Origin of the sequence: Rhizobium sp. M10, assembly GCF_002531955.1 — a bacterium.
Taxonomy (GTDB): domain Bacteria; phylum Pseudomonadota; class Alphaproteobacteria; order Rhizobiales; family Rhizobiaceae; genus Rhizobium; species Rhizobium etli_C.
On record NZ_NWTA01000003.1, the window covers coordinates 239,731 to 255,916 of the forward strand.

Below are 16,186 nucleotides of genomic sequence, written 5' to 3' on the forward strand. Positions count from 1 at the left end.
TATCACGTAGCGCTAATAAGCGCGCGAGTGGGAACAAGAAGAAGCGGAATAAAATGCACACGGACATGGAAAGACAATTGCAAGGTTACGGCCTGACGACTGCCCAGATCCTCTATCGCCTGCCGGACCATCCGACGATCCTGCAGACCTACGTCTGGCAGGATTACGACCTCGCCCCGGATTTTCCCGAGATGCGCGGCTTCCTGAAATTCTGGCAGGAGAAGCTCGACGGACCGTTGCATTCGGTGCGCTACGTCCACCGCAAGCTGATCTCGGCAACCGAGTGGCGGGCGTTGAAGGGTGAGTTCATCCTGCACTGATCAGACATGCGCCTCGCCACGGCCGAACTCGCCCTCGTCGCGATCCGGACGCAGCGCGAAACAGACGATGCCGGCATAGAAGGCGACGACCGTAGCAATGACCGCAAGGCCGGGCATCGGCCCGAGCACCGCATTGTCGATGACATAGGCCCATGAATGCGCCTGCAGCGCCGGCGCGCCCTCCGTCTGCAGTTTCGGCGTCGAGATTTTCAGGCACCAGGCAAGAAGCAGGATGAAGTACATCCAGCCGTAATTGCGCTTGAGACGGCGATGCATCGCCTCGCCATAACTCAGCAGGAAGCGCGGATGGCGCAGGCTGCCGGCAATCACCGCGGCCCAATCGCTGCCGCTATTGGGGTCGGGCGCCAGAATCTGTGCGAAATAGAAGCGCTCGATCTGGCGGATGCGGGCGCGGTAAATGTCGAAAAAGCGGTAGCGCCGCGCCTCGATCATCAGAAGCAACGTGATCAGCATCATCCCGAACAGCAGCACGCCGTGATGCGACGTCGGAGTCGACAGCGATACCGAGAGCAGCGCCGCCACCACGGTGATCGCCCAGTTGGAGGTCCGGTCGATGCGATCGCGCCAGCTCGTCATGCGTCCGAGCTCGCCACGGTAATAATGGACGAGCGTATTGGTGGTCTCGCCTGGTGTACCGGGCAGCAGCGACCTCCGCGCATCCTCTCTTTCCCTTATCGATGATATTCTGTCCTGCTCGGTCTCCATGATATTCCTCCTTTCGTCTCCCTTTCGGCTGCCTCTCACAGGGCGCCCGACCATTCTGCGCCTGCTGCCACGCCATTGCAAAAGATCGAAAGCCGCCTTAGAGCCGTGCCTGAAACAAAAGGATGGTGACCGCGATGGCAAAGAAGATCGACGAAGAAGCCCTTGCCGAGGCCTATAACCGCGCACTGGCGCTGGAAAAGGCCGGTGATGTCGACGCGGCCGTGGCGGCCTATGAGGAAGTACTCACGATCGATCCGGACGACCACGGCGGAGCCGCCGTGCGCATCGCCGCGATGGGCCGCGGTGAAACGCCGGCCAAGGCGCCCGACGCCTATATCGAGACCCTGTTCGACCAGCATGCCGAGGTCTTCGAGGACGTGCTCGTCGAGCAGCTCGGCTATCATGTGCCGATGCTGGTGCGCCAGCGCCTGCAGCAGCTGAAGCTCGGACCATTCAAGCGGTTGCTCGACCTCGGCTGCGGCACGGGTCTGACCGGCGGCGCCCTGCGCGACCTCTGCGAAGATATGACCGGCATCGACATATCGGAAAAGATGGTCGAGATCGCTCATGAGAAGGATCTCTACGAGACGCTTTTCGTCGCCGAAGTCGAGGATTTCCTCGAGGACAATGACGAGGAAGCCTTCGACATCATCACCGCAACCGATGTGCTGCCCTATCTCGGGGCGCTCGAACCGTTGTTCTTCGGAGCCGCCGAGAATCTGACGGCGGGCGGCCTCTTCATCTTCTCCTCCGAAACCCTGCTCGAAGAAATTCTCGCCGGACGCGCTTACATGGTCGGCCCGCATCAGCGCTTCGCCCATGCCGACGCCTATGTGAGAGAGCGGCTGACCGCCACCGGTTTCGAGCTTGTCGAGATATCGGATATCAACGTGCGGATGGAAGATGGACAGCCGACGCCCGGCCATCTGGTGATCGCCAAGTATACCGGCTGACGGAATACTTGCATGATCGGCGAAGTATCTGTTGCGCGGTGTGCGGCAAGCTGTTACTTAGTCGATCGGTAAAGTTTTCCAAATTGGAAAGGTCGCCCCATGTCGCTTGTGCTTTATGGGCATCCGCTCGCCTCCTTCTGCCACAAAGTGTTGATTGCGCTTTACGAAAACGGCACGCCCTTCGAGAACCGGATCGTCGATCTATCCGACGAGACCTCGCGTGCCGATCTCTTCCGCTTCTGGCCGATCGGCAAGATGCCGCTGCTGCGTGACGAGGCCCGCGACAGCACTATCCCCGAGACCTCGATCATCATCGAATATCTCGAGCAATATTATCCCGGCCCCGTTCGCCTGCTGCCGCTGGAGATCGACCGGGCGCTGCAGGTCCGCCTCTGGGACCGCTTCTTCGACCACTATGTCCAGGCACCGATGCAGTCGCTGGTCAGCAATCGTCGCCGACCCGAGGGCGAGGCGGATGAGATCGAGATGGCCGCCTCCCGGGCGACACTCGGCACCGCCTACGCGATGATCGAAAAACAGCTGGCCGGCAAGCAATGGATATCCGGCGACGATTTCACCATGGCCGATTGCGCCGCGGCCCCGGCCCTCTTCTACGCCGAGACGCTGATCCCGTTTTCATCGGAGCAGCCCAACCTTCGCGCCTATTACGATCGGCTGCTGGCGCGCCCATCCTTTGCAAGAACGCTGGAAGAAGCCCGGCCCTATTTCAAGTTCTACCCTTATAAAGAGAGGCTGCCCGCCCGCTTCCGGGATGCCGCGGGATGATCGACGGCCAGGCGGATCTCGACCGCATGTTCCACGCGCTTTCCGACCGCAGCCGCCGTGGCATGATCGACCGCCTCGGCCGCGGCCCGGCCTCCGTCACGGAGCTCGCGGCGCCGCTCGCCGTCGCCCTGCCGACGGTGATGAAACACCTGCAGGTGTTGGAAGACAGCGGCCTCGTATTCTCCGAAAAATCCGGCAGGGTGCGGACCTACCGCCTGCAGCAGGATGCGTTTGCCACCGTCGAGCGCTGGGTGGAACAGCGAAAGACCCGCTGGACCACCGCCTTCGACAGGCTGGACCAATTTCTCGCCGATGAGCCGGAGACCCTCCCCGAATGACGACACGATCCGCAGAACACGCCACCCTCGTCATCGAACGCCACCTGAAGGCGCCCGTCGCCCGCGTCTTCCGCGCCTGGTCGCTGCCGGAATCCAAGCGCCAGTGGTTCGCCTGCCACGGCGATTGGGTGCCGCTGGAATACGGCCTGGATTTCTGCCCCGGCGGACTGGAGAGGAATTATGTCGCCGATACCGACGGGCTCCTGCACGCCTATGACGCCCGTTACATCGACATCGTGCCCGATGCGCGGATCATCTACGCTTATGAGATGAAGCTCGGCGAAGCCCGCATCTCGGTCTCACTCGCCACCGTCGCCTTCGAAGCCGAACCCGGCGGCACAAAGATGGTCTTTACCGAACAAGCGGTGTTCCTTGACGGCTATGCCGACAACGGCGCCCGTCTTCAGGGCACCGAAATCGGCCTCGACAATCTCGAACTCTTTCTCGAGCGCGAGACAAGCCCGATCCATTAGCAAGTTTCAGATATTGCATCACTTTTTAGAACGAGAGGCCTTGGCTGACATGTTCAACGCAGCGGCGGCGCGAACGAGCGCCTTCAACGCCTCCTCGTCGATCTTGTCGCTCTCGTGGATATCGATGGCGCGGCGGGTGTTGCCTTCGAGGCTGGAGTTGAAGAGGCCCGAAGGATCCTCCAGCGCGGCACCCCTGGCAAAGGTCAGTTTCACCACGCTCTTATAGGTCTCGCCGGTGCAGATGATGCCGCTGCACTCCCAGACCGGAACCCCTCGCCACTTCCATTCCTCGACAACGTCAGGCTCTGCCTGCTTGATCAGCGCCCGGACCCGCGCAAGCGCCTCGCCGCGCCAATCCTTGAGCTCCTCGATCCTCGCATCGATCATTTGGGAGGGCGAGGCTTCTTCGGCCTGCTGCCCGGAACCGCTCTTCTTCATGCTTGCCGTCGCTTTCTTCATGATTGTCTCTCTTCATCGGTCCAGATGTCGATGACATCGATGCGGTCACATCCGCTCTCCGGGCAATCGGCTGGCCTGCTCCACCCAGGCGGTCAGTTGGGCTTCATCGATGTCGTCATCCTCGCGGATGTCGAGGTAACGCACGTCTTTCTGCTTGGACGCGCCCGGCGGCAGAGGATCAAGCAGGGCGCCGCGGAAGAAGGCCACCTTGACGTATTTCGTGAAGCAATGGACGCCGAGGAACCAGCCCTGCCCTTCGATGCCATAGAAGGGAGAGTTCCATTTGACTGCCTTGGATACCCCAGGCACCGTGGCGGTGATGATCCCATCGAGGCGACGACCGATCTCGCTTTTCCAGCCCGGCATCGCCGCGATATAGGCTTGCACGGGCGCGTCGCCATGACCTTTCGCGATCTGCGGGTTGCCACCCGACAGCAGCTTCGGCGTCGCGGCCGGTTCGGCGGCCGTCTTGCTTGTCACCTTGGCCGCCGTCTTGGATTTCTTCTCGGCCATCGCATTCACTCCCATCTCCCGCGCCACCTCGCGGCATAGGGCAGCAGGAACAGATAAAGACCGGTCAGCATCAACAGGCAGAGCGGCAACAGCGCCAAGAGGCCACCCCAGACGGTCGATTTCTCCTGCAGCACGGCGATGATATTGACGATGACAGCCGCCGTAAAGGCGACGGACAGCGAGCGATGAATTTGCCGAAAGCAGGTGTTCCAGTTCAAAGGGACCTCCTATCCCGGGAAAATGAGCTTCGGCGACGGACGATCCACCCTTCGACGATCTCACTCCGACCGCGCCAGAACCTGCTCCAGATTTGCAAGGAACTGCGTCCACCCGCTCCTGGCGCCCCCGTAAGCCTGCCGCTGATCCGGCCGGAAACCAGACTGCTCCATCCGCAAATGCGTGCCGGTGCCGGTTGGAGTGAGTGTCCAGGTGACCACGCTTTCCAGCCCATAGGCTTCCCAGCTATAGGACAGGGTCTTGTTCGGCTCGATTTCCAGGACCTTGCAGTCGACAGAGCCCCAATCCGCGCTGAAACTGAAACGATGATCGATGGCGGGCTTGAAGTCGCTCTTCATCAGCCACTCCTGAAGCAGGTGCGGCTGGGTGAGCGCCCGCCAGATCTTTTCCGAGGGATAGGGCATTTCCCGCTCGATGACGACGGAGCGCGTTTCTGTCGATGTGTCGGTCATTGATCCATCCTTTTCAGCAAATCTTCGAGAGCGTTAAAGCGGCTTTGCCAGAAGCCGGCCATCTCGCTCGTCCAGTCGACCAGCGGGGCCAGCGCGCCAAGCTGCGCACTGTAATGCGTCTGCCGTCCTTCGTGGCGGTCGCGCACCAATCCGGCCTGCTTCAGGATCCCAAGATGTTTCGAAACAACCGGCTGCGACACGCCGGCCCGCTCCGTCAGAGCCCCGACCGTCTTCTCCCCTTCGCGGCACAGCCGCTCGAACAGAGCCCGCCGCGTCGGATCGGCAAGTGTCCGGAAAAGCACGTCATGGGCGTTTGGCATTGATGATCCATATCTCAAGAGCTATGAATTGACGTATAGCTGGAGAGGCATACGTGAGTCAAGCCGCAAGCTGGGGCGAGGTTCTGACAAGGCTGCGTTCAAGGGCACCAGAGGCTCGCGACGCATAGCGATCAACGGAGAATTTACATAGCTCTACAGCTATACATAGAAGAATTTCGCATCAGTCGCGCGCCAGCGCTGCGACAGGCATCGAGCCGCTTCAAGCCGACCGTTTCGCAACCGGGGTTACTGGCCGCTTCTTTCCGGCGCCTGAAGCGCCGACAGCACGGTCTGGGAATATCCACCGTCAATCATACACCATCCGTTTTTTTGGAATGCCTGCCGAATATCTGCCTTAGCCCGCCTGTCATCTCCCATCGCACGGAGTGCGATCACTCGATGAACATAAAACTCATTGCATTCCCTTGCCTCAAGCGCTCGGTCGAATTCCAGAACTGCCTTGTGATAGTCCTCCTCACGGACAAACCACTTGCCGAGAATAAAGTGAATCTCCGAGATCAGATTGTTACGGGTGAAACTATAGATGCCATCCCGCGGGATGAACTGCACGACCTCTGCCAGGATAGCCGGATCGCTGATGCCCTCCTGCGTCTTGCTGAACCGCTCCACTTCCTCTTCGAGCGCATCGAACCCGCTATCTAATTGGCCCATCCCCACGTCATTGCCGGACACCCTCCCGGTTGCGAAAGCCTGGCGGTAGCAATCCGGTTCCGCAAGCGTAAGCCGCCCCAACGTCTGCCAGAGACCCGTGCTCGTCGAAATGCCGGCACCAGAGAAATTCTCCAGCGATTGAGCGATCACCCCGCGCATACGCAGACGATCTGTATCGCTGCTCGAGGCAAGGCAAATCCGGGCGATATCGAGGAAACTCGAGCGCGCCGTCTTTGAATTGATGCGGGACAGCCCCGGCAGGCGAGCGTCGGCTCCCGTCAGGCGATCGGGATGCTCCTTGAGATACCGTGCGGCGCCAAGCTCGGCATCGTTACCGGCGACGCCCCCAGCTCCGCTTATCGAGATCAGGAAATTTGCATCGGGCGACCCGATCGGACCGATCTCGGCAAGTGCATCCGCAGGAACCGTCAGCAAGTGATGGAGTCGGCTGACGAGCTGGACGTCGTCGATGTCGGCAACCCCGATCGCACCCCCGAGAAATCTGTCGAGCAGCAGTCTGCGCATTTCCTCCGGGAAGGCATCCAGATTTGGCCCGTCGCTGCGCGGCGGAATCGCGGCCCAGACTGCAGCAATGGCTTCCGGACCTTTCGCGGCAGTGAGCGTCGGCTGCCAGCTTGCAAGCGCCCGCTGAATTTCCATGCGCCGCTCCGGCGTTGCCAAGCGATAGGCATCGGCAAGGACGCGCAGCTTGCGTTCGCGTTCGGCTCCGGCTGTCGCAAGAGTCGGTCCAACCAGCTCTCGATCGGAGCCCGAGAACCAGCTCTTTCCTCGCAATCGGTCCGCGCGGCGGTGCAACTCGGCCAGCCATTCGCGATTTTCGAGATCGCGCACCACGATAGGCGTGCTCTTGCCGCGGTCGTGGAAGTTCAGCAGTTCCGCCGAATTGACGAAGTCGATCAGGTCGAAGAGTGCGCTGTCAGGCACCCTGTCATCATCTGCGGTAGCATCGAGCGCCGAAATGACGAGCTCCGAAACGACGGCCTCGGCCGGCCTGTCCAGATCGTCCTTCAGCTGCAGGAAAGTCGAGATCACGATCGGCGCCAGAACGAGCGCCGCCAGGGAAAGGATGAGCTCGACGACAAATATGCCCCGCACATAATCGTGCCATTTGTTCCGCAAGGCCTCGTGTCTGGGCGTGCTGGACCAGAGTCCGCGACGGTCGGCGCGCATCACCCGCCGCAGTGATGCGCTGATCCCAAGGCGGTGGACGAAAAACGCCATGAAGATGCGCGCAATCAGCAGAAGCGGAATACTCACCAGGGCGATCATCTGTGCGATATCGTTCGACGTCGAAGAACCGCCCGCGGCGATCAGGCCGAGCATCGCCAGGAAAACTGCGCTCTCCCAGGTCAGGCCGGCGGCCGCCAATCGCGTCGTCGGCGCGATCAAGGTTTTCCAGTCAAAGCGGAACGGCCAGCGGCGACATTCGACAGCTTCCTTATGAAATTTAACGAGTTCGACTGTCTGCAGCGCAAAAATACGATCCTCCGGCGGAAAGATCGGCAAGCCGGTCTGCGCGTCGCTATAGGCCGCCCGCCCCGCCTCGCGCCGCTGCAGAATGCCGCGGGCGGATTGAGCATGCGCCAGCCAGGAGAAATAAACCATTGCGGCATCCTGGCCGCAGAGATGAGCGAGCGACGCCGGTCGCTCGGCAAACCGGCACTGCTGTTCGATCGTTTCAACGACGGCGGCAAAACCATGCCCCCGCGTGAATTCTTCGATCGTCTCCAGTCCCTGAAGGCCGGCACCAGGAAGGATCGGCGGGAAATTGCGGCCGATTTCCTTCAGCAACTGGTCATGACGCTGCAGACTGAGTCCCGCGGCCATATCGAAAAGTTCGGTCCACGATTGCGTCTTCTTGGCTGCCGGGCCAGCGCTCCAGGGTCGGTCCTTGTCCGGCGCCACGATCGCACGCAGACGCTCGAAAACCGAAACGTTCCGCCTGTCGCCGACATCACCAACGGCAATTTCGGCAGATCTTGCGGGCTCCTCCCCCGGATCCACCTGATCGCTAGCGACGGGAATCGTTTTCTCATCCTCGGCAGCATCAGTCCTCGTCAGCAGCGCAAGGTCGGCATTCCTCTCCGAATCCTCCCGAGCTTCGACAGTCAAAGCCGGCAACGCGGCAGGCTGCGCGCTCGCCCAGTTCAGCGCCGCATCTTTGGCGCCGACCAACCGCTGGAATCCCTCCGGATCTTCGTCGGGGCGAAAATCGCGCAGCCGCCGGGCATAGGCGCGCCGAATGTCGTTCTCATCCTCAGTCGGTGCGATCTGCAGGAGCGTCCAGCAAGTTTCAGTCATAGGATCAAAGAATTCTACGTTCGAACTGATTCAATGTTTCTGCGAATGCGCGGCGCACGCTGTCGAGGTCATGGTTCGCCTGGTCCTTCAGCGCCGTCTCAAATTGCAGCAGAAGCTGCGCGATATGCTCTCGGACCGATCCCAGCGATTCGGCGTAGAGTCTTTCCGCGCGAGCGATCAGCGAACGGTTTTCCTGCTGATCTCGCGGCGCCAGCTTGATCGACGCAAGCGCCGCGAAGCTCTTGTCGAGCTCCTGGTCATTGAGATTCGACTGGTTGCGGAAGACCTTCCGTTCGACGTGTCCCGTCGAATTGACCTTTACCTCGACCTCCAGCGCGCCGTTAATGTCGTAAGTGAAACGCACCGCCACGGACTCCCTGCCGGCAGGGCCCGGTGGGACCGATACTTCGACGGTTCCGATCCGCACATTCTGCGACGGACGCATGTGCTCGCCTTGCAGCACCTCGATGCTCACATGCGTCTGCATGTTCGATGCGGTCCAATAGATGTTTTCTCGGCTGATTGGGACCACGGCATTGCGTTCGATGATCGGCGAAAGGACAACACCGTCGGGAGCTCTCGGATCGAGAACCGAGGTTCCCAGGGTAAAGGGACAAACATCGGTCATGATGATTTCGTCGAGCGCGCCACGGCGATGCTTGAGACCGGCCTGCACCGCCGCACCGATCGCAATGGCATGGTCGGGCCGCGCGTGGACCAGCGGAAAGCGGCCGAACAGCCTGGTGACGAGATTGCGCACGAGCGGCATCCTGGTCGCGCCGCCGACGAGAACGATCTGGTCGATCTTGGCAATGTCGACACGGGCATCCCGAACAGCACTTTCGATCGGGACGCGCATCCGCCTGAGAAGGGTCGCAGCCGCCTCCTCAAAGGTGGTCCGGTTCAGCTCTCCCGCGCATTGCGTCTTGCCGAGCGTGAAATCATAATCTGCCTCCACCCTGTCGGTGAGGGCAGATTTGAGCGTTTCCGCCTCACGCAGCAGCCGCGCCCGGTCACGGGGATCGAGCTTGGCCTCGTTCAGCTCATGCCGCTTGATCAGGAGTTCAACGATCACGTCGCGGAAATCGTTGCCGCCGAGCAGGGAATCGCCGGCAGAAGCCCTGATTTCCATCACGTTTTCGTATTTGTGCAGAAGCGACACGTCGAATGTTCCGCCACCGAGATCAAGAATCAGAAAACAGCCGTCCCCGGCCGCCTCCAGCCCATGCGCCAGCGCCGCGGCAGTAGGTTCGTTGACCAGCCGCTCAACCTTCAGGCCGGCCAGCCGCGCCGCGTCGAGCGTCGCCTTGCGTTGCGGATCGTTGAAGTAGGCCGGAACCGAAATGACGGCCTCGACGATTTCTTCGCCGATCCTCGCCTCGACATCGTTCTTGAGCGACTTCAGCACCAACGCCGACAATTCCTCGGCGCGCCAGGTCTTGCCGGCCAACTGCACCGTGTTGGCGCTTCCCATCCAGCGCTTGAACGAGGCGACCGAGCGTTGCGGATGTGTGATCAACCGATCGGCCGCCGCCCTGCCGACCAGCAATACGCCGTCGTCGGCAATGCTGACCGCCGATGGCGTCAGAGTCTCACCGAGCGCGTTGAGGACGAGCGTCGCACCATCTTCCGACCAGACGGCCACCAGCGAATTGGACGTGCCGAGATCGATACCGATAATTGCCATAAAAACCTCGAATGCGAATGAAACGGATGCGGCGCGGCCGCTACCTCTATGGAAATGATAGCGAAATCTTTATGGCCTCACCGCCGTCGGCATGCGCGGACCGGCCGAAGCGCCATGGCGAGATGGCGGGTAAGACTGCGTCGTCGGGGAGCAGGCATTGGGATGGATCAGACTCGATGGATGCATGTTGATATCAGGCAAGAGTTCTTTATGCATCTCTTAGTTGATCTAAATTGAAACATGCTTCAGAAAGCTGATAAAAATCTACCGATGCCGAGACTTTCCTGCGCGCCGCCCGCCATTCTTAGTTTGGCCGACTGCTCGGTGCCGCCGCGCCAGCCCGATGACCTGCCTTACGAACTCTCCGGACGCTCGGCCTCCAGCCGCTCCCGAATGAAGGCGGGGCCACCGGCAAGACGCGCCGCAAGCAGGCTCGCGGGATCGACCAGACGCCAATAGGGCGTCACCGTCGAAACCGGCTCGCCCGTCGCCAACGCGCCGAAGGACAGTTCGGCGATGGCTCGCAAATGCCGCTGCACCGTCACCGGGCAGCAAGCATCCGCCCCGTATTGGGCGGCGAGGCGGCGGCGGAGGGCGCCGAGATCGGTGTGAACACCTTGCGGTGCTAATCGGATCTGCTCCGCCACCATCTGCTGCGACGGAATGAGCATCGCTTGCATGCCACTGCGGCCCTTGCGCCGCTGCTTGATCGTCGGAATTTCGCTCATACCGTCCCCCGGAGTATTGCGCCTTCCTGCAACCTAGAGCTGGACCGAACGACGGCCAGCCTCACGTCAATCGACGGGAAGTCGCTTCTGACGGCTTTTCTGCTCCCGCCGTTTCGGTTAATCCTCGGGGCCTCTCACTCAGGAAAAGGATAGGACATATGGCTAAAGTCGCGTTCATCGGTCTCGGCGTCATGGGCTTTCCCATGGCCGGCCACCTGAAGATCAAGGGTGGCCACGATGTTACCGTCTACAATCGCACCGCCGAGAAAGCCGCCGCCTGGGCTGAGAAATTCTCCGGCAAATCCGCCCCTACCCCGGCTGCGGCCGCGGAGGGGGCCGATTTTGTCTTCGTCTGTGTCGGCAACGATGAAGATCTCCGATCGGTGACATCAGGCGAGAGCGGCGCTCTGCATGGCATGAAGCCTGGATCGGTGCTGATCGACAACACCACCGCCAGCGCCGAGGTCGCTCGCGAACTTTATGCAGCGGCAAAGCAAAAAGGTGTCGACTTTATCGACGCTCCGGTTTCCGGCGGCCAGGCCGGCGCCGAAAACGGTGTCCTGACCGTCATGTGCGGCGGCGACGAAGCCGTTTATGAGCGCGCCAGGCCCGTCATCGAAGCCTATGCCAGGATGGTCGGCCTGATGGGGCCGGCAGGCTCCGGACAGCTGACCAAGATGGTCAACCAGATCTGCATCGCCGGCCTCGTCCAGGGCCTCGCCGAAGGGCTGCATTTCGGCAAACGCGCCGGCCTCGATATCGAAAAGGTCGTCGAGGTAATCTCCAAGGGTGCGGCCGGCTCCTGGCAGATGGAAAACCGCCACAAGACCATGAACGCCGGCAAATATGATTTCGGTTTCGCAGTCGACTGGATGCGCAAGGATCTGAGCATCGTGCTCGCCGAAGCTCGCCGCAACGGCGCCAAATTGCCGGTCACGGCCATTGTCGATCAGTTCTACGGCGACGTGCAGGCGATGGGCGGCAATCGCTGGGACACCTCCTCGCTGCTCGCCCGTCTCGAGAAATGATCGGCCCCTCCTCCGATCCGGCAGAACTGATCGCGCATCTCGAAACGCTGCGCTCGGAGGAGAATGTCGCCGGGATGGCGCGATTCGGCATCGTCACCGGTCGCGCTCTCGGCATTTCCAATCCCGATATCAGGGCGGTCGCCAGATTGGCGAAGAGGGATCACATCAGGGCAATGCAGCTCTGGCAAAGCGATATCCGCGAAGCCCGCCTGCTTGCCCTGTGCACAGCTGAGCCGAAACGGTTGGCCGCGGAAGAAGCCAGAAGCTGGGCCAATGATTTCAATTCCTGGGAGATCGTCGACTGCGCCGCCGATCTCTTCGTCGAGGCCCGGCTAGACGAACTCATACCGGAATTCGCCGCCGACGCGCGCGAGTTCGTTCGCCGCGCCGCCTTCGCCATGATCGCCGGCGCCGCCGTCCACCGGAAGAACGAGAGCGATATGACTATCCTTGCCTGGCTGCCGCTGATCGAGGCGCATTCCGGCGATTCCCGCAACTTCGTTCGCAAGGCTGTCAATTGGGCACTGCGCAGCATCGGCAAACGCAATCGCGGCTGCCACGGCCCGGCGCTGCGGCTGGCGAAGCGTCTGGCCGAAAGTGCGGATAAAACCGCCCGCTGGATCGGCAGGGATGCGGTCAGGGAGCTGAGCGGCGAAAAGCTTATGGAGCGGCTGAAATAGCGCGATTCCGCGTCTAACGCATGTCCCGGAAAAGCATGCAGCGGTATTGCGGCAACCACATGCGCAAAAACAAGGCGCTAAAGCAACGAATCAACCAAGATTCAAAAATCACGCCTGGCAGCAATCAATCGGTCGACCACATGGTCGGGTATCAGGCTTGAGCCGGAGCCTAAAATGGAACCTGTCGCTGCGCGCGAGGTTGATAAGCAGGAGGATTCGGTTATGGCCAAATGCGACCAGTGCGGCAACGATTATGACAAGGCCTTCCAAGTAAATCTGGGAAATGAAACCTACACCTTCGATAGCTTCGAGTGCGCTATTCAGAAACTCGCTCCGGCCTGCCCGCATTGCGGTGTCCGGATCATCGGGCATGGCGTCGAGCAGGGCGACATCATTTATTGTTGTGCGCATTGCGCCGAGCAGGAGGGAGCCGACGCTCTTACCGATCGCGCGCCTTGAGACAGTCTTCAGTCTCTGCCTTATTCCGGCGGCCTATTCGGGAAGCCCTTTGTCGTTTGGGTTCGGTGCCGGCGCCTCTCTTGTATCTCGTGGCGGATGTTGGCGATCGTCAGACTCCGCGGGGACCGCCTGGTCGTCGGAACGGTGGACAGGCTGCTCTTTAGGGTCGATCCTTTTGGCGGGCGCAGCAATTTTTCTAGGCATAGCCAGTTCCTCTAGCTTCACTGACAAGAACCGACTGCCCCACTGAAGGTTCCGAGTCCAGAAGCGCTGCTTGGTTCGGAATCGGTGTCACCAAACTGCGTCGCGCGGGAACATGCTCAAAGAGTTCATCGAGCAGATGGCCGGTCGCAAGGCTGCGTTTAGTGCGACATTAATACCGGCATCGAAATGTTGTTCAGCAGATCACGCGTCGCACCGCCGAACATATCTTCGAAAAGCGGCGAGTGGCCATAGGCGCCGCAGACGATCAGATCTGCGCTCTCTCGGTCGAGGCCGGCAAACAACGCACTGATGAAATCCGTCTCCCCCGTGTTCCGCCATCCTTCCAGGGTGACCCGAACTCCGTGCTGTTCGAGATGACGCTTTATCTCTTGAAGGTCTGCGTTTGTGTCGCTGTAGTTGCTCGCGAAGACGAACAGAAAAACCTTGCGTGCTGCCTTGAGGATCGGCATTGCGTCGTGAACGGCCCTCGTTGACTCGCGGCTGAAATTCCAGGCAATGACTACCTGCTCGCCGATTGCGTCTTCTCCTGTCCAGCCCGTTGGAAGGACCAACATGGGAACCCCGGCTGTCACCAGAATTTCTTTGGGGACTGCTGAATTGGAAAGATGGCGGCGGTCTGGATGTGGCTGTGTCGTTACCAGAAGATCGGCGCAATGGGAAAAAAGCTGCTCTGCGTCATGAGCCTCCGGCCGTGCCGCGTGATATTGGAAATCGAGGCCAGCTTTCCGACCTGCGGCGGCGAATTCAGCTTCAATCGCCCGCGCAAGATCGCGGCTCTCCCCCTCCAGTGCTTCTTTCGTGCTGACGTTGACTCCGATCAATCTGGCTTGATGCTTGACAGCGACGTCAATGGCCGTGCGCACACGCGCTGCGCAATCTTCCCCGACGTCCAAATAGACAACGATATCTCTGTAGGCCATAACTTCCTCCATCCACGAACGCCCAGGGCCATGTGGTTCACCTGCTCGGTTCGCTGTCGTGGGAGTCATCAGCAGAGTCGTGGTCGAAGGCGAATCTCATCAGCCTGAGCAGTTAATGTCCATTGACGCCGTCTGTTCCGGACGTGGCTGCAAAGATTTCAAACTCAACGGTTCGCGTCGGGTCGATTTCGACGACGGCACTCCGGCACGCAATCAGACGACCGGGTCGTGGCAGGAACGTTTCCCAACGGCGCGCGTTGATTCTTCTTATCCCGTGCGAGAGAGGCGCGGGCAGCAGCAGGGAGGTTATCATGAAAGTCAGCAATTGCATGACCACAGACGTGCAGATCACCGATCCGGAGCACACATTGCGAGATGTCGCCTCAATGATGGGACGTCTCGATGCCGGCGTTCTGCCAGTGGGCGAGAATGACCGGCTGGTCGGCATGATCACCGATCGCGACATCGCCATTCGTGGCGTGGCAGAGGGCAAAGGCCCCGACGCAAAGGTCCGCGACGTAATGAGTACCGATGTCAAATACTGCTTCGATGACGAAGATATCGAAGACGTCCTTCACAACATGGGGGATCTTCAAGTGCGGCGCTTGCCGGTGCTGAACCGAAGCAAGCGGCTGGTCGGCATCATCTCGCTTGGCGATCTCGCCATGAAGGGCGAGACCATGGAAACAGGCAAAGCACTGAGCGACATTTCGCAACGCGGCGGTCCACATTCACAGACGGCCCACTGACGGTCCGCGTCGCGCCACAAAAAAGCTGTCCACGGGCCGGCGGTCATCTGCTCATTCAACTCTCGACTCTCGCTCCAATGCCTTTGGCGCGAGAGTTCTGCAATTGCGCACATCAGGACGCTTCACGTGCCTCCGTTTGTTATGGCCCGAGCGCCAGTTGTCCGACTTGAACGATGACAGGCCGCCGCTCGAGCTTTTTCCCGCCTGTTGCGAACGCTCAGTAAGCGAGCGTCACGCGAGCTACTCGGTTCTACTTCAACGCCACGTGGCGATGTGGTCATTGACAAAATCAACAAAGTGACGCGGAGGATGCCCGGTAAGCTGCAAGACGTCACCGGTCACGTCGGAGAAGAAACCTTGTTTGGCGGCGCGATTCAGGCCCATCAGCCAGTCGATCACGATCGCAGGCAAGCCCATGCCGCGCATAGCGTCTTCGGCGGTGGCCTCTGGAATATCCACATAGCGTACCTCACGACCCAGAGCGCGCGAAACAATCTCAAGCTGCTGGGCATCGGTAAGGGCCTCGGGGCCGGTCAGATCGTAAGTCTTGCCTGCATGGGGTTCTGGGGCGGCCAGGATGGCGGCAGCGGCCCCCGCAATGTCACGCACATCAATGAGACCCATGGCACCATTGCCGTGGGGCGCGTGGACTGCACCCGCGCGAATCTCGCCAGCATGAAAATTCACCAAATTCTGCATAAACATGTTTGGCCTGAGCACCGTCCACGTGATGCCGCTTTCGGACAGCAACGCGTTTGTCTGACCCTGCATACGAGCCATCGAGACATCGCTGCTTGGATCAGCACGCCAGCTAGATGAGCGCACGATGTGCCCTATCCCCGCGGCCCGCGCCGCTTCAATAGCATTGGTTGCGAAGAGCTCCTGCTGTGGAGCAACCGGCAGCAAAAGAAACAATCGATCATAGCCCTGAAAGGCCTGCTTCAGCGACTCGATGTCCGCAAAATCGCCTTGGACGTAGGAGACGCCATTTGCGGATTGGACTGCCGTCGAGCTCATGACGGAAAAGTCGAGCTTAAAGTGGGTTAGGGCCTGGACGAGTTCGCGGCCAACAGTGCCGGTTCCGCCGGTGACGAGGATGCGCGGGGTGTTCATGAAAGCTCCAGAACTAATTTCGTTGG

General features: G+C 60.5%; 20 protein-coding genes. 9 read left to right on the plus strand and 11 right to left on the minus strand.

The annotated features are described in order from the left end of the window. Window positions 1-53: 53 nt before the first annotated feature. On the plus strand, window positions 54-320 hold the full coding sequence (locus CO671_RS06415) for an usg protein (protein WP_004678350.1): 267 nt from the start codon (window positions 54-56) through the stop codon (window positions 318-320). On the opposite strand, the gene CO671_RS06420 is transcribed toward CO671_RS06415, so the two are convergent. Then, window positions 321-1,046 (minus strand): DUF2270 domain-containing protein, encoded by a 726-nt coding sequence (locus CO671_RS06420; protein WP_097605246.1) that lies wholly within the window; start codon window positions 1,044-1,046, stop codon window positions 321-323. Between the two features lie 134 nt (window positions 1,047-1,180). On the opposite strand from CO671_RS06420, the gene CO671_RS06425 reads away from it, so the two are divergent. The 4 genes from CO671_RS06425 to CO671_RS06440 all read left to right on the plus strand — a co-directional run bounded on the left by CO671_RS06425 (window position 1,181) and on the right by CO671_RS06440 (window position 3,596). Beyond that, window positions 1,181-1,999, plus strand: a complete 819-nt coding sequence (locus CO671_RS06425) for a methyltransferase (protein WP_097605437.1) — start codon at window positions 1,181-1,183, stop codon at window positions 1,997-1,999. A 99-nt stretch (window positions 2,000-2,098) separates the two neighbouring features. Beyond that, window positions 2,099-2,785, plus strand: a complete 687-nt coding sequence (locus CO671_RS06430) for a glutathione S-transferase family protein (protein ID WP_097605247.1) — start codon at window positions 2,099-2,101, stop codon at window positions 2,783-2,785. After that, the gene (locus CO671_RS06435; protein WP_097605248.1) at window positions 2,782-3,123 is read left to right on the plus strand and encodes a metalloregulator ArsR/SmtB family transcription factor; all 342 of its coding nucleotides are present in this window, start codon (window positions 2,782-2,784) and stop codon (window positions 3,121-3,123) included. The genes CO671_RS06430 and CO671_RS06435 overlap by 4 nt, the downstream gene beginning before the upstream one ends. Next, entirely contained in the window at window positions 3,120-3,596 is a 477-nt protein-coding gene (locus CO671_RS06440; RefSeq protein ID WP_097605249.1) for an SRPBCC family protein, read from the plus strand. Before CO671_RS06435 ends, CO671_RS06440 begins: the two co-directional genes overlap by 4 nt. Window positions 3,597-3,614: 18 nt before the next feature. On the opposite strand, the gene CO671_RS06445 is transcribed toward CO671_RS06440, so the two are convergent. The 8 genes from CO671_RS06445 to CO671_RS06480 all read right to left on the minus strand — a co-directional run bounded on the left by CO671_RS06445 (window position 3,615) and on the right by CO671_RS06480 (window position 10,986). Further along, entirely contained in the window at window positions 3,615-4,055 is a 441-nt protein-coding gene (locus CO671_RS06445; RefSeq protein WP_097605250.1) for a DUF1801 domain-containing protein, read from the minus strand. A 45-nt stretch (window positions 4,056-4,100) separates the two neighbouring features. Continuing rightward, complete coding sequence (locus tag CO671_RS06450; protein WP_097605438.1) at window positions 4,101-4,568, minus strand: DUF1801 domain-containing protein; 468 nt, start codon at window positions 4,566-4,568, stop codon at window positions 4,101-4,103. A gap of 5 nt (window positions 4,569-4,573) precedes the next feature. Continuing rightward, window positions 4,574-4,786: a hypothetical protein gene (locus tag CO671_RS06455; protein ID WP_097605251.1), complete on the minus strand. Its 213-nt coding sequence runs from the start codon at window positions 4,784-4,786 to the stop codon at window positions 4,574-4,576. A 60-nt stretch (window positions 4,787-4,846) separates the two neighbouring features. Continuing rightward, a complete protein-coding gene (locus CO671_RS06460) occupies window positions 4,847-5,257 on the minus strand; it encodes an SRPBCC domain-containing protein (protein WP_097605252.1) in 411 nt (136 codons plus the stop codon). Continuing rightward, complete coding sequence (locus CO671_RS06465; protein WP_097605253.1) at window positions 5,254-5,577, minus strand: metalloregulator ArsR/SmtB family transcription factor; 324 nt, start codon at window positions 5,575-5,577, stop codon at window positions 5,254-5,256. The genes CO671_RS06460 and CO671_RS06465 overlap by 4 nt, the downstream gene beginning before the upstream one ends. Window positions 5,578-5,823: 246 nt before the next feature. Next, complete coding sequence (locus CO671_RS06470; protein WP_141514449.1) at window positions 5,824-7,776, minus strand: hypothetical protein; 1,953 nt, start codon at window positions 7,774-7,776, stop codon at window positions 5,824-5,826. 799 nt (window positions 7,777-8,575) lie between these two features. Continuing rightward, entirely contained in the window at window positions 8,576-10,258 is a 1,683-nt protein-coding gene (locus CO671_RS06475) for a molecular chaperone HscC (protein ID WP_097605255.1), read from the minus strand. Between the two features lie 353 nt (window positions 10,259-10,611). After that, the gene (locus CO671_RS06480) at window positions 10,612-10,986 is read right to left on the minus strand and encodes a hypothetical protein (protein WP_097605256.1); all 375 of its coding nucleotides are present in this window, start codon (window positions 10,984-10,986) and stop codon (window positions 10,612-10,614) included. 158 nt (window positions 10,987-11,144) lie between these two features. Between CO671_RS06480 and CO671_RS06485 the strand changes: the two genes are divergently transcribed. The 3 genes from CO671_RS06485 to CO671_RS06495 all read left to right on the plus strand — a co-directional run bounded on the left by CO671_RS06485 (window position 11,145) and on the right by CO671_RS06495 (window position 13,153). Beyond that, entirely contained in the window at window positions 11,145-12,014 is an 870-nt protein-coding gene (locus tag CO671_RS06485) for an NAD(P)-dependent oxidoreductase (protein ID WP_097605257.1), read from the plus strand. Next, window positions 12,011-12,694, plus strand: a complete 684-nt coding sequence (locus CO671_RS06490; protein ID WP_097605258.1) for a DNA alkylation repair protein — start codon at window positions 12,011-12,013, stop codon at window positions 12,692-12,694. Before CO671_RS06485 ends, CO671_RS06490 begins: the two co-directional genes overlap by 4 nt. 174 nt (window positions 12,695-12,868) lie before the next feature. Next, window positions 12,869-13,153: a hypothetical protein gene (locus tag CO671_RS06495; RefSeq protein ID WP_239792070.1), complete on the plus strand. Its 285-nt coding sequence runs from the start codon at window positions 12,869-12,871 to the stop codon at window positions 13,151-13,153. A gap of 362 nt (window positions 13,154-13,515) precedes the next feature. Here CO671_RS06495 and CO671_RS06500 read toward each other — a convergent pair whose 3' ends face one another. Further along, a complete protein-coding gene (locus CO671_RS06500) occupies window positions 13,516-14,298 on the minus strand; it encodes a universal stress protein (RefSeq protein WP_097605259.1) in 783 nt (260 codons plus the stop codon). Between the two features lie 311 nt (window positions 14,299-14,609). Between CO671_RS06500 and CO671_RS06505 the strand changes: the two genes are divergently transcribed. Beyond that, the gene (locus CO671_RS06505; protein WP_064682371.1) at window positions 14,610-15,047 is read left to right on the plus strand and encodes a CBS domain-containing protein; all 438 of its coding nucleotides are present in this window, start codon (window positions 14,610-14,612) and stop codon (window positions 15,045-15,047) included. A 255-nt stretch (window positions 15,048-15,302) separates the two neighbouring features. Here the strand turns inward: CO671_RS06505 and CO671_RS06510 are convergent, their stop codons facing one another. Continuing rightward, window positions 15,303-16,160: an SDR family oxidoreductase gene (locus tag CO671_RS06510; RefSeq protein WP_010030109.1), complete on the minus strand. Its 858-nt coding sequence runs from the start codon at window positions 16,158-16,160 to the stop codon at window positions 15,303-15,305. Window positions 16,161-16,186 lie beyond the last annotated feature (26 nt).

Bases quoted from the DNA above. Each gene is read 5' to 3' on its own strand.
- CO671_RS06435 (WP_097605248.1), top strand. From the start codon at position 2,782: ATGATCGACGGCCAGGCGGATCTCGACCGCATGTTCCACGCGCTTTCC.
- CO671_RS06505 (WP_064682371.1), top strand. From the start codon at position 14,610: ATGAAAGTCAGCAATTGCATGACCACAGACGTGCAGATCACCGATCCG.
- CO671_RS06495 (WP_239792070.1), top strand. From the start codon at position 12,869: ATGGAACCTGTCGCTGCGCGCGAGGTTGATAAGCAGGAGGATTCGGTT.
- CO671_RS06465 (WP_097605253.1), bottom strand. From the start codon at position 5,577: ATGCCAAACGCCCATGACGTGCTTTTCCGGACACTTGCCGATCCGACG.
- CO671_RS06430 (WP_097605247.1), top strand. From the start codon at position 2,099: ATGTCGCTTGTGCTTTATGGGCATCCGCTCGCCTCCTTCTGCCACAAA.
- CO671_RS06445 (WP_097605250.1), bottom strand. From the start codon at position 4,055: ATGAAGAAAGCGACGGCAAGCATGAAGAAGAGCGGTTCCGGGCAGCAG.
- CO671_RS06485 (WP_097605257.1), top strand. From the start codon at position 11,145: ATGGCTAAAGTCGCGTTCATCGGTCTCGGCGTCATGGGCTTTCCCATG.
- CO671_RS06480 (WP_097605256.1), bottom strand. From the start codon at position 10,986: ATGAGCGAAATTCCGACGATCAAGCAGCGGCGCAAGGGCCGCAGTGGC.
- CO671_RS06460 (WP_097605252.1), bottom strand. From the start codon at position 5,257: ATGACCGACACATCGACAGAAACGCGCTCCGTCGTCATCGAGCGGGAA.
- CO671_RS06420 (WP_097605246.1), bottom strand. From the start codon at position 1,046: ATGGAGACCGAGCAGGACAGAATATCATCGATAAGGGAAAGAGAGGAT.
- CO671_RS06490 (WP_097605258.1), top strand. From the start codon at position 12,011: ATGATCGGCCCCTCCTCCGATCCGGCAGAACTGATCGCGCATCTCGAA.
- CO671_RS06425 (WP_097605437.1), top strand. From the start codon at position 1,181: ATGGCAAAGAAGATCGACGAAGAAGCCCTTGCCGAGGCCTATAACCGC.
- CO671_RS06415 (WP_004678350.1), top strand. From the start codon at position 54: ATGCACACGGACATGGAAAGACAATTGCAAGGTTACGGCCTGACGACT.
- CO671_RS06440 (WP_097605249.1), top strand. From the start codon at position 3,120: ATGACGACACGATCCGCAGAACACGCCACCCTCGTCATCGAACGCCAC.
- CO671_RS06475 (WP_097605255.1), bottom strand. From the start codon at position 10,258: ATGGCAATTATCGGTATCGATCTCGGCACGTCCAATTCGCTGGTGGCC.
- CO671_RS06510 (WP_010030109.1), bottom strand. From the start codon at position 16,160: ATGAACACCCCGCGCATCCTCGTCACCGGCGGAACCGGCACTGTTGGC.
- CO671_RS06500 (WP_097605259.1), bottom strand. From the start codon at position 14,298: ATGGCCTACAGAGATATCGTTGTCTATTTGGACGTCGGGGAAGATTGC.
- CO671_RS06450 (WP_097605438.1), bottom strand. From the start codon at position 4,568: ATGGCCGAGAAGAAATCCAAGACGGCGGCCAAGGTGACAAGCAAGACG.